Origin of the sequence: Streptococcus sp. Marseille-Q5986 (assembly GCF_946902915.1) — a bacterium.
GTDB lineage: Bacteria > Bacillota > Bacilli > Lactobacillales > Streptococcaceae > Streptococcus.
The window spans coordinates 42,472-54,811 of sequence record NZ_CAMPPY010000009.1 but is presented as its reverse complement, the minus strand read 5'-3'; the positions used below and the strand labels follow the sequence as shown (position 1 = coordinate 54,811).

General features: G+C 42.1%; 11 protein-coding genes. 10 read left to right on the top strand and 1 reads right to left on the bottom strand.

The window, feature by feature from the left end:
• Nucleotides 1–409 precede the first annotated feature (409 nt).
• Nucleotides 410–2,716, top strand: a complete 2,307-nt coding sequence (locus OVN21_RS09905; RefSeq protein ID WP_323744064.1) for a DNA translocase FtsK — start codon at nt 410–412, stop codon at nt 2,714–2,716.
• 43 nt (nt 2,717–2,759) lie between these two features.
• Here the strand turns inward: OVN21_RS09905 and OVN21_RS09900 are convergent, their stop codons facing one another.
• On the bottom strand, nt 2,760–3,185 hold the full coding sequence (locus OVN21_RS09900) for a DUF6556 family protein (RefSeq protein WP_267248284.1): 426 nt from the start codon (nt 3,183–3,185) through the stop codon (nt 2,760–2,762).
• A gap of 137 nt (nt 3,186–3,322) precedes the next feature.
• Here OVN21_RS09900 and OVN21_RS09895 point away from each other — a divergent pair, with 137 nt between their 5' ends.
• The 9 genes from OVN21_RS09895 (at nt 3,323) to OVN21_RS09855 (ending at nt 12,313) form a co-directional block, all read left to right on the top strand.
• Nucleotides 3,323–4,465, top strand: a complete 1,143-nt coding sequence (locus OVN21_RS09895; protein WP_267248283.1) for a cysteine desulfurase family protein — start codon at nt 3,323–3,325, stop codon at nt 4,463–4,465.
• Nucleotides 4,466–4,473: 8 nt separating this feature from the next.
• Nucleotides 4,474–5,688 (top strand): tRNA uracil 4-sulfurtransferase ThiI, encoded by a 1,215-nt coding sequence (gene thiI / locus OVN21_RS09890; protein ID WP_267248282.1) that lies wholly within the window; start codon nt 4,474–4,476, stop codon nt 5,686–5,688.
• A 135-nt stretch (nt 5,689–5,823) separates the two neighbouring features.
• Complete coding sequence (locus OVN21_RS09885; RefSeq protein WP_267248281.1) at nt 5,824–6,648, top strand: alpha/beta hydrolase; 825 nt, start codon at nt 5,824–5,826, stop codon at nt 6,646–6,648.
• 20 nt (nt 6,649–6,668) lie between these two features.
• Nucleotides 6,669–7,409, top strand: coding sequence for an esterase family protein (locus tag OVN21_RS09880; RefSeq protein ID WP_267248280.1), 741 nt, complete (start codon nt 6,669–6,671; stop codon nt 7,407–7,409).
• A gap of 12 nt (nt 7,410–7,421) precedes the next feature.
• Nucleotides 7,422–8,588 carry an ATP-grasp domain-containing protein gene (locus OVN21_RS09875; RefSeq protein ID WP_267248279.1) on the top strand — a complete coding sequence of 389 codons (1,167 nt, stop codon included), beginning with the start codon at nt 7,422–7,424 and terminating at the stop codon, nt 8,586–8,588.
• 173 nt (nt 8,589–8,761) lie between these two features.
• Nucleotides 8,762–9,631 carry an aquaglyceroporin Gla gene (gla, locus tag OVN21_RS09870; RefSeq protein WP_267248278.1) on the top strand — a complete coding sequence of 290 codons (870 nt, stop codon included), beginning with the start codon at nt 8,762–8,764 and terminating at the stop codon, nt 9,629–9,631.
• Nucleotides 9,632–9,741: 110 nt separating this feature from the next.
• Nucleotides 9,742–10,467 carry a CppA N-terminal domain-containing protein gene (locus OVN21_RS09865; protein WP_267248277.1) on the top strand — a complete coding sequence of 242 codons (726 nt, stop codon included), beginning with the start codon at nt 9,742–9,744 and terminating at the stop codon, nt 10,465–10,467.
• Nucleotides 10,464–11,399, top strand: a complete 936-nt coding sequence (locus tag OVN21_RS09860) for a serine hydrolase domain-containing protein (RefSeq protein WP_267248276.1) — start codon at nt 10,464–10,466, stop codon at nt 11,397–11,399. The genes OVN21_RS09865 and OVN21_RS09860 overlap by 4 nt, the downstream gene beginning before the upstream one ends.
• Nucleotides 11,400–11,407: 8 nt before the next feature.
• The gene (locus tag OVN21_RS09855; protein WP_267248275.1) at nt 11,408–12,313 is read left to right on the top strand and encodes a DMT family transporter; all 906 of its coding nucleotides are present in this window, start codon (nt 11,408–11,410) and stop codon (nt 12,311–12,313) included.
• Nucleotides 12,314–12,340 lie beyond the last annotated feature (27 nt).

Below are 12,340 nucleotides of genomic sequence, written 5' to 3'. Positions count from 1 at the left end.
CTGTGAGCTGTGAGCTGTGAGCTGTGAGATGTGTGTTTTTTTCTTTCAGCAGGCAGCAGTCGGCAGTTAGAGTGGAGCTGTGAGCTGTGAGCTGTGAGCTGTGAACAGTGATCTGTTAGCTGTGAGCTGTGAGCTGTGAGCTGTGAGCTGTGAGCTGTGATTGTGTTCATACCAATCATTCCTTTACTTTTTGATAGTTCTATTATATCAAAATTTCAAAATTTTGCATCTCTTCTTTTTTTAATGAACAGTCAGCTGGATCATAAAGGCTATCAAAAAGATATTCTGAAATGGCTTAGAGAAAGAAACTATGGATAAGAAAATCTTATTTGAATCTCTTAATACCGAACTATTCAAGGAGAATATGGACCTTTTTCGAAATGGGTTTGAAATATGATATAATAGAAGAATGGCAAACAAGAATACAAGTAAAACAAGACGGAGACCGTCTAAAGCAGAACTCGAAAGAAAAGAAGCGATTCAACGAATGTTGATTTCATTAGGAATCGCGATTTTATTGATTTTCGCAGCTTTTAAATTAGGGGCTGCAGGTATCACTCTTTATAATTTAATTCGCTTGATGGTGGGGAGCCTAGCCTATCTGGCAATATTTGGCCTCTTGGTCTATCTTTTCTTTTTCAAGTGGATCCGAAAACAGGAAGGTCTTTTATCTGGCTTTTTCACTATCTTCGCTGGCTTGCTCTTGATTTTTGAGGCCTATCTTGTCTGGAAGTTTGGTTTGGAGCAGTCAGTTCTAAAAGGGACTCTGGCTCAAGTTATGACGGATCTGACTGGTATCCGGGTGACTAGCTTTGCTGGTGGAGGTCTGCTTGGTGTTGGACTTTATATCCCCATTGCCTTTCTTTTCTCAAATATCGGTTCATACTTTATTGGAGTTCTCTTGATTTTAGTTGGGGCTCTCTTGGTCAGTCCTTGGTCTATTTATGATGTTGCAGCCTTTATTGGAGCTCAGTTCAGATCCTTCATGGAAAAACAGGAACAGAGACAACAGGAACGCTTCATCAAGAGAGAAGAAGAGAAGGGTCGTCAAGAAGCTGAAGAAGCTGCCAGAATCAAGAGAGAACAAGAAGAACAGGATGCACTACCGCTTCCTCCTGTAGATCCTGAAACGGGAGAAATCTTATCAGAAGTTCCAGACTATGATCTTCCACCAATTCCTGAAAAAGAATGGATTGAACCGGAGATTATCCTCCCCCAAGCTGATTTTGACGTTCCAGATGTGGAAGAAGACTTTGAGGATGAAGAGGTGCAGGTTGATTTTTCTGCCAAGGAAGCCCTTGAATACAAGCTACCAAACTTGCAACTCTTTGCGCCAGATAAACCCAAAGATCAGTCCAAGGAAAAGAAGATTGTTCGAGAAAATATCAAAGTCCTAGAAGAAACCTTTGCTAGCTTTGGTATCAAGGTAATGGTTGAACGAGCTGAAATTGGACCATCAGTGACCAAGTATGAAGTCAAGCCAGCAGTCGGTGTACGGGTCAACCGCATTTCCAATCTGGCAGACGACTTAGCGCTGGCTCTGGCGGCCAAGGATGTTCGGATTGAAGCTCCGATCCCTGGTAAACCCTTAGTCGGAATTGAAGTACCCAACTCTGAGATTGCGACCATCTCCTTCCGCGAACTCTGGGAACAGTCTCAAACAAAAGCAGAAAATCTCCTCGAAATTCCTCTAGGGAAGGCGGTTAATGGAACGGCTCGCACCTTTGACCTTTCCAAGATGCCCCACCTACTTGTAGCAGGTTCGACAGGATCAGGGAAATCAGTCGCAGTTAATGGTATTATCGCTAGCATTCTTATGAAAGCAAGACCTGACCAGGTCAAGTTTATGATGGTGGATCCAAAGATGGTTGAGTTATCGGTTTACAATGACATTCCTCATCTCTTGATTCCAGTTGTAACCAATCCACGCAAGGCCAGCAAGGCTCTGCAAAAGGTTGTGGATGAGATGGAAAACCGTTATGAACTCTTTGCTAAGGTTGGTGTGCGAAATATCGCTGGTTACAATGCTAAGGTCGAGGAATTTAATAGCCAATCTGAGTACAAACAAGTACCGCTACCTTTGATTATTGTCATTGTAGATGAGTTGGCAGACCTCATGATGGTGGCTAGCAAGGAAGTGGAAGATGCAATCATTCGTCTCGGCCAGAAGGCGCGTGCCGCAGGAATTCACATGATTCTCGCAACGCAACGTCCATCAGTTGATGTCATTTCTGGTCTCATCAAGGCCAATGTCCCATCTCGTGTGGCTTTTGCAGTTTCATCAGGTACAGATTCACGAACCATCTTGGATGAAAATGGAGCTGAAAAACTGCTTGGTCGAGGAGATATGCTCTTTAAACCAATCGATGAAAATCACCCTGTCCGTCTGCAGGGATCCTTTATCTCGGATGATGATGTCGAACGCATCGTAAATTTCATCAAGGCTCAGGCAGACGCGGACTACGATGAGAGTTTTGATCCAGGTGAGGTTTCTGAAAATGACGGTGAATTTTCAGATGGTGAAGCTGGTGGAGATCCGCTTTTTGAAGAAGCTAAGGATCTGGTTATCGAGACGCAGAAAGCCAGTGCTTCGATGATTCAGCGTCGTTTGTCGGTTGGATTTAACCGTGCGACCCGCCTTATGGAAGAACTTGAAATTGCCGGTGTCATCGGTCCAGCTGAAGGTACCAAACCACGAAAAGTATTGCAACAATAAAAAATAGCTTCTTTCCAAAGCTGGAAGGAAGCTATTTTAGTGATTATTGAATGCTTTTGTTTTCGGAACTAGTCGTTTTGGACGAGTTTCCACTATCAGTTATTTCTTTTGTTGAGGAAGGTGTAGAAGAATCCTGAGTTGATGTTTTCTGCTCTTCTTTTTTATCTTCCTTGACGCTAGATTTTGGCGTTTCTTCTTGTTGTATTTTTTCTTGACTAGTATTATTTTCCTTATTGGGACTGGTATTTTCCTGAGGGGATTCTTTTTGAATTTCTTTGACAACAGTTGTTTGAGTCGTCGTTGGTTCTTTTTTGTTATTCTTGTTATTATCCACGGCGTTCATGATGGTAATAGTAGCGGTGATTAGGCCAAGGATACTACCGATGGTAGCAATCGTTTTTTGAAAGACAGTAAACCCCTTTTTGATATGCTCAGTTTTTGGTTTTGAAGTTCTATGATAGTTAGACATGATACTCTCCTTTAATTATGATTTATTATACCTCATTTCTTTAAAAAAATCTTAAAAAAAGAGGACTTACCCTTTCTTGTCGCAGGCTCCGTTTCATGATACAATAGAGAAAGTGATTTTAGAAAGAGTGAGAAAACATGATTTACTTTGATAATTCGGCGACGACCAAGCCTTATCCAGAAGCCCTTGAAACCTATATGCAGGTGGCTTCAAAAATTGTAGGAAATCCATCTAGTCTCCATCGTTTGGGAGATCAGGCAACACGAATCTTAGATGCTTCCCGTCAACAGATTGCAGATTTAATCGGTAAGAAGAGTGATGAAATCTTCTTTACTTCTGGTGGAACAGAAGGGGATAACTGGGTCATCAAAGGTGTGGCCTTTGAAAAAGCCCAGTTTGGCAAGCACATCATCGTATCAGCCATTGAACATCCAGCAGTTAAGGAATCAGCCCTCTGGCTGAAAAGTCAAGGTTTTGAGGTGGATTTTGCTCCAGTTGATGAGAAAGGGTTTGTGGATGTTGAGGCTCTAGGAGCTTTGATACGACCTGATACGACCCTCGTCTCCATTATGGCAGTAAACAATGAAATTGGGTCTATTCAACCTATTGAGGCCATCTCAGAACTCTTGGCAGACAAGCCAACTATTTCCTTCCACGTTGATGCAGTTCAGGCACTCGCTAAGATTCCGACTGAAAAATATCTGACAGATCGTGTGGATTTTGCGACCTTCTCAAGTCATAAATTTCATGGTGTCAGAGGTGTTGGCTTTGTCTATATCAAGTCTGGCAAGAAGATTACGCCTCTGTTGACTGGCGGTGGTCAGGAGCGAGACTATCGTTCGACAACTGAAAATGTAGCAGGGATTGCAGCGACTGCTAAGGCTCTCCGTTTGTCTATGGAAAAGCTAGATATCTTTATTAGCAAGACAGGGCAGATGAAGGCGGTGATTCGCCAAGCTCTTTTGGACTATCCGGATATATTTGTCTTTTCAGATGTGGAAGACTTTGCCCCTCATATCCTGACTTTTGGGATTAAGGGTGTTCGTGGAGAAGTCATTGTTCACGCCTTTGAAGACTATGATATTTTCATATCAACGACTTCTGCTTGTTCATCCAAGGCTGGGAAACCTGCGGGAACCTTGATTGCCATGGGAGTGGACAAAGATAAGGCCCAGTCAGCTGTACGTCTTAGCCTAGACCTTGAAAATGATATGAGTCAGGTCGAGCAGTTTTTGACCAAGCTAAAATTAATTTACAATCAAACTAGAAAAGTAAGATAGGAGCATTCATGCAGTATTCAGAAATTATGATTCGCTACGGAGAGTTATCAACCAAGGGCAAAAACCGTATGCGGTTCATCAATAAACTTCGTAATAATATTTCGGACGTCTTGTCCATCTATCCCCAAGTTAAGGTAACCGCTGATCGCGACCGTGCCCACGTTTACCTCAATGGATTCGACTACACAGCAGTTGCAGAATCTCTCAAAAAAGTCTTCGGGATTCAAAATTTTTCTCCAGTATATAAGGTTGAAAAATCTGTAGAAGTTCTGAAGTCTTCTGTCCAAGAGATTATGAAAGATATCTACAAGGAGGGCATGACCTTTAAAATCTCTAGTAAGCGTAGCGACCACAACTTTGAACTTGACAGTCGTGAACTCAATCAAACACTTGGAGGGGCTGTATTCGAAGCTATTCCAACGATTCAAGCCCAGATGAAAAATCCGGACATCAATCTTCAGGTGGAGATTCGTGAAGAGGCTGCCTATCTTTCCTATGAAACTATTCGTGGAGCGGGTGGTTTGCCTGTGGGGACTTCTGGTAAGGGGATGCTCATGTTGTCAGGAGGGATTGACTCGCCTGTAGCAGGTTATCTAGCCCTTAAACGTGGAGTAGATATTGAAGCTGTTCACTTTGCCAGCCCACCTTACACCAGTCCTGGAGCCCTTAAAAAAGCCCAATATTTGACTCGTAAATTGACCAAGTTTGGGGGAAATATCCAGTTTATCGAAGTACCTTTCACAGAGATTCAAGAGGAAATCAAGGCCAAAGCGCCAGAAGCCTACCTCATGACTCTGACTCGTCGCTTTATGATGCGGATTACCGACCGTATTCGTGAGGTACGAAATGGTTTGGTTATCATCAATGGGGAAAGTCTTGGTCAAGTAGCTAGTCAAACTCTTGAAAGTATGCAGGCTATCAATGCTGTTAGCAACACTCCAATCATCCGTCCAGTTGTTACCATGGATAAGTTGGAAATCATCGATATTGCACAAGAAATTGATACCTTTGACATTTCAATCCAACCGTTTGAAGACTGTTGTACGATTTTTGCACCTGACCGTCCTAAGACCAATCCTAAGATTAAGAATGCAGAGCAGTATGAAGCACGTATGGATGTTGAAGCTTTGGTTGAGCGAGCAGTGGCAGGGATTATGATTACTGAGATTACACCTCAAGCTGAAAAAGATGAAGTCGATAACTTGATTGACAATCTCCTATAATCGGAAAATCCAAAAGAATTTAGAAAATTAAATGAAAAAGTTAGTTATTTATCCTTAAAATGGACATCTACTGACTTTTTTTCTATTTTTATGGTATAATAAGATAAAATTTTGAATATAGAGAGTTTTCTGACAATGAATCATTCCTACTTTTACTTGAAAATGAAAGAACACAAACTCAAGGTTCCTTATACAGGAAAAGAGCGTCGTGTGCGTGTGCTCCTGCCAAAGGACTACGAGAAAGATACAGACCGTTTTTACCCTGTTGTTTACTTTCATGACGGGCAAAATGTCTTTTACAGCAAGGAGTCTTTCATTGGTCATTCATGGAAGATTGTCCCAGCTATTAAGCGAAATCCAGATATCAGTCGCATGATTGTCGTAACCATTGATAATGATGGTATGGGGCGGATGAATGAATATGCGGCTTGGAAGTTCCAAGAATCTCCTATCCCAGGGCAGCAATTTGGTGGTAAGGGTGTAGAGTATGCCGAGTTTGTCATGGAGGTGGTCAAGCCTTTTATCGATGAGAACTACCGTACTAAAGCAGACCGCCAGCACACTGCTATGATTGGTTCGTCACTAGGAGGCAATATTACCCAGTTTATCGGTTTGGAATACCAAGACCAAATTGGTTGCTTGGGCGTCTTTTCATCTGCCAACTGGCTCCACCAAGAAGCCTTTAATCGCTATATCGAGCGTCAGCAACTATCGCCTGACCAGCGCATTTTCATCTATGTGGGAACAGAAGAAGCAGACGATACGGACAAGACCCTGATGGCTGGTAATATCAAGCAAGCCTATATCGACTCGTCGCTTCGCTATTACCATGATTTGATTGCAGGTGGAGTACACTTGGATAATCTTGTCTTGAAAGTTCAGTCTGGTGCCCTCCATAGTGAAATACCTTGGTCGGAAAATTTACCAGACTGTCTGAGATTTTTTGCAGAGAAATGGTAAGTTAGGAAAGGAGAAACCCAATGCATATTGAAAACCTCAGCCATTGGAGTGGCTATCTCAACCGTGAAATGTACCTCAACCGTTATGGGCATGCTGGGATTCCAGTTGTTGTTTTTGCTTCATCTGGTGGCAGTCACAACGAATACTATGATTTTGGCATGATTGATGCCTGTGCTTCCTTTATCGAGGAAGGCCGTGTTCAGTTCTTTACCCTATCCAGTGTAGACAGTGAGAGCTGGTTGGCCACTTGGAAAAACGGTCACGACCAAGCGGAGATGCATCGCGCCTATGAGCGCTATGTGATTGAGGAGGCCATTCCTTTTATCAAGCACAAGACAGGGTGGTTTGATGGCATGATGACGACAGGTTGCTCGATGGGCGCCTATCATGCAGTCAATTTCTTCCTCCAGCATCCAGATGTCTTTACCAAAGTGATTGCTCTCAGTGGTGTTTACGACGCACGTTTCTTTGTCGGCGATTACTACAATGACGATGCTATTTACCAAAATTCGCCAGTAGATTATATCTGGAATCAGAACGACGGCTGGTTTATTGACCGTTATCGTCAGGCAGAGATTGTGCTGTGTACGGGTCTTGGTGCCTGGGAACAAGACGGTCTACCATCTTTCTACAAGCTCAAAGAAGCCTTTGACCAGAAACAAATTCCAGCCTGGTTTGCTGAATGGGGACACGATGTCGCCCACGACTGGGAATGGTGGCGCAAACAAATGCCTTATTTCCTCGGCAATCTCTATTTATAAAAGGAGTGACCTATGAATTACCTTGTTATTTCTCCCTACTATCCACAAAACTTTCAACAGTTTACTATTGAACTAGCCAATAAAGGCATCACCGTCTTGGGAATTGGTCAGGAACCATACGAGCAATTGGATGAGCCTTTACGCAATAGCCTAACAGAGTATTTCCGTGTTGATAATCTTGAAAACATAGATGAAGTCAAGAGAGCAGTTGCTTTCCTTTTCTATAAACATGGTCCAATTGATCGTATCGAATCTCATAATGAATACTGGCTTGAGTTAGATGCAAGTCTTCGTGAGCAATTCAATGTTTTTGGTGCCAAACTAGAGGAACTCAAAAAGACGAAATATAAGTCTGAAATGAAGAAACTTTTCAAAAAAGCAGGTGTCCCTGTGGTTCCTGGAGCTGTTATCAAGATAGAAGCAGATGTTGATCAAGCAGTAAACGAAATCGGCCTTCCAATGATTGCCAAACCTGATAATGGAGTAGGAGCAGCCGCGACCTTTAAGCTTGAAACAGAAGACGATATCAATCACTTCAAGACTGAGTGGGACCATTCAACCCTTTATTTCTTTGAAAAATTTGTCACTTCCAGCGAAATTTGCACTTTTGATGGTCTAGTGGATAAGGATGGAAAGATTGTCTTTTCAACAACTTTTGACTATGCCTATACACCGCTTGATCTCATGATGTATAAGATGGACAATTCTTATTACGTTCTTAAGGATATGGATCCTAAATTACGTAAATATGGTGAGGCCATTGTCAAAGAATTTGGTATGAAAGAACGGTTCTTCCATATTGAGTTCTTCCGTGAAGGGGATGATTACATTGCCATTGAGTACAACAATCGTCCTGCAGGTGGCTTTACCATTGACGTTTATAACTTTGCTCATTCCTTGGACCTCTACCGAGGCTATGCGGCGATTGTCGCAGGAGAAGAGTTCCCAGTGTCAGAATTTGAACCTCAGTATTGTTTGGCTACTTCTCGCCGTGCCAATGCCCACTATGTTTATTCTGAGGAGGACTTGCTTGCTAAATATAGCCAGCAGTTCAAGGTTAAAAACATCATGCCAGCGGCCTTTGCGGAACTTCAAGGAGATTACCTTTATATGCTGACAACTCCGAGTCGACAAGAAATGGAACAGATGATTGCAGACTTTGGTCGGCGTCAAGAGTAACGAAAAGGATGAAAGGAGTTTGACTTCTTTTTGTCCTTTTCTTAAAGATAAGTTAAATGAAGCGTTTTCCATAGATTCTTTTAGAAAATCTGTTGCTAAGCTAATTTGTTGCTAAAAGGTCTAAAAATTGATAGAATAAGAATTATCTAAAAAAATTAAGGAGAATCTATCAAATGGATTTTACATGGGCTATTAAATATGCCACTGAATTTTTGGGAACTGCCATTTTGATCATTCTTGGTAATGGTGCAGTTGCTAACGTTGAACTTAAAGGTACGAAAGGTCACCAAAGTGGCTGGCTCGTTATCGCGGTTGGTTATGGTATAGCGGTTATGATCCCAGCCTTGATGTTTGGTAATGTATCTGGTAACCACATCAACCCAGCCTTCACACTTGGACTTGCTGTGAGCGGACTTTTCCCTTGGGAACAAGTACCATATTACATCCTTGCGCAAGTTTTAGGAGCGTTTTTTGGTCAAGCTATGGTTGTGGCAACTCACCGTCCTTACTACTTGAAAACAGAGAATTCTAATAACATTTTGGGTACTTTCTCAACGATTTCAAGTTTGGATAATGGGTCAAAAGAATCACATTTTGCAGCAACTGTTAATGGTTTTGTAAATGAGTTTGTTGGTTCATTTGTTCTTTTCTTTGCAGCCCTTGGATTGACTAAAAACTTCTTTGGTTCTGAAGTGCTTCAATACATGAAACAAATGGCTAGTCAAGCAGGTCAAAATGTTGACTTTTCTGATTTAGCAATCAAAGCCCAAGTAGCACCACATACTGCTTCAGGACTTTCAGTATCTCACTTGGCACTTGGATTCCTTGTTATGGCCTTGGTAACATCACTTGGTGGACCTACAGGACCTGGTTTGAACCCGGCTCGTGACTTCGGACCACGTCTTCTTCATGAACTCCTTCCAAAATCAGTTCTTGGTCAACATAAGGGTGATTCAAAATGGTGGTATGCTTGGGTTCCGGTTGTAGCTCCAATTGCAGCGGGTATTGCAGCAGTAGCACTATTCAAACTACTTTACCTATAAGAAACGAAACTGGGGAAACCCAGTTTTTTTCTTGTAAAATTTCTAAATAAAATAGATATGGCTTGTAAAATATTCGAAAATCCTTTAAAATAAAAGAGTTGGAGGAAGCTATGAATGCAAATCAAATGATACAAATTATTCCGACTTTGAAGGTCAATAACCGAAGATTAAATGAAACATTTTACATTAGAACTCTGGGGATGAAACCCTTACTAGAAGAGTCTGCCTTTCTTTCATTAGGCGACCAGACGGGTACGGAGAGATTGATTTTAGAAGAAGCTCCAAGCATGCGAACTCGCAGAGTTGAAGGACTTAAGAAGCTAGCTAGACTCTTGATAAAGGTTGAGGATCCTTCTGAAATCGAGTCCCTTCTTTCTCAGATGAAGTCTCTTCCTCGCTTGTTTAAAGGAAGCCGTGGATATGCTTTTGAGATTGTCTCTCCTGAAGAGGATGTGATCCTTGTTCATGCAGAAAATGATATAAGAAATTTGGTTCCATTGGAAACTGTTCCTGAATTTTATTCAAATACAGGTATAAAATACGTGAGTCAATTTGAGGTTTCTATGGAGTTGCGTTTGCCTGAAGGGACAGAGAGTTTACTTGATTCTGAAGGAGTAGCGCCAGCAATCACCTTTACTAAAGGGCAAGGGTCAGATTTGGCTGTTGAAAACAATGTCACTTGGGACCTGACGATGTTGAAATTTTTAGTAAGAAATTTTGATCTAACCAGTCTTCGTCAGAAGTTTGAAAAGACAGGCTACTTTGTCCCTAAGTCTGAAAAATTCTTCCTTGGTAAAGATACCAATAACATTGAATTGTGGTTTGAAGAAGCATGAAGTTGGAAAAAATTCTAAGAAAAATAGAAAATCAAATCGAGGCAGGGATTTATCCCGGGGTCTCTTTTGCATATTATAAGGATGGTGAATGGAAAGAGTCTTATCTGGGATTGAGTGATCCAGAACGGGGCTTGAAAACAGGGAACGGTTTGGTCTATGATTTGGCCAGTGTGAGTAAGGTCGTGGGAGTGGGGACGGTTCTCATCTTCTTGTGGCAGCAGGGGCAATTCGATATTGATCGACCGGTGACGGATTTTTTACCTGAGTGTGATTATCCTGATATCACTATACGGCTGCTTCTGACCCATGCTACAGACCTGGACCCCTTTATTCCTAACAGAGACCAGTTAAGCGCTGAGGAATTGAGAGAAGCCATGTTTCACCTCAAGAGACGAAGTCAGACAGCCTTCCTATACTCAGATGTTCACTTTTTACTCTTGGGCTTTCTTTTGGAAAAAATCTTTAACCAAGACTTGGATCAGATTATAGAAGAACAAGTTTTGGAAGCATGGGGAATGAAGGAAACGATGTTTGGTCCTGTTGAGCAAGCTGTACCAACAGTGAGAGGAGTGGAGACCGGAAAGGTTCACGATCCCAAAGCACGTCTATTAGGGAAGCACGCTGGAAGTGCAGGTTTATTTTCGACTGTCACGGATCTACAAATATTTCTGGAACATTACTTGAAAGATGATTTTGCGGCAGATTTGAGCCAAAATTTTTCTCCCTTAGATGATAAGGAGCGTTCCCTAGCCTGGAATCTGGAAGGGGCTTGGCTCGACCATACGGGTTATACAGGGACCTTCATTATGTGGAATCGAGAGAAGCAGGAGGCTGCCATCTTTCTGTCCAATCGAACGTATGAGAAGGATGAGCGTTCCCAGTGGATAGTCGATCGAAATCAAGTCATGGAAATGATTCGTCAAGAGGAGTAGGGAGAATCATGTCAAAAACATTAAAAGGAATTCTATATACAGTAGTGGCAGGGATTGCTTGGGGCTTGTCTGGAACCAGTGGCCAATACCTGATGGGACACGGAATTTCCGCTCTAGTCTTGACCAATTTGCGGCTTATCATTGCAGGCCTGGCACTGGTAGTCTTATCCTATATGACTGCAAGGGATAAACTCTATGCTTTTTTAAAAGACAGAAAAAGTCTTTTATCTCTGCTGTTGTTTGCCTTGTTTGGACTTTTCTTAAACCAGTTCGCCTATCTTTCTGCCATTCAGGAAACCAATGCTGGAACGGCGACAGTTCTCCAGTATGTATGCCCCGTTGGGATCTTGGTTTATACCTGTATCAAGGATAAGGTAGCACCGACACTGGCTGAGATTATTTCGATTGGATTGGCTATAGGAGGAACTTTTCTGATTGCGACGCACGGGAAATTCGACCAGTTGTCTGTCACACCTGCTGGTCTTTTCTGGGGTCTCTTTTCTGCCTTGACCTATGCCCTCTATATTATCCTTCCCATCACTTTGATTAAGAAATGGGGCAGTATTTTGGTGATTGGTGTTGGGATGGTTATTTCTGGTGTGGTGGCTCTTCCCTTTACAGGAGTCTTACAGGCCAGTATACCGACTAGCTTGGATTCTCTCTTTGCATTTGCTGGGATTATCATCATCGGAACGGTTTTTGCCTATACAGCTTTCCTAAAAGGGGCTAGTCTGATAGGCCCTGTTAAGTCTAGTTTATTAGCTTCCATAGAGCCAATTTCAGCTGTTTTCTTTGCCTTTCTGATTATGAAGGAACAGTTTTATGCGATTGATTTTGTCGGTATGGCCATGATTTTACTAGCCGTGACCATTATTTCATTGAAAGATTTACTGCTGGAAATAAAGAGTAAGTAATTAAAACTCCACTCAATCGAGTGGAGT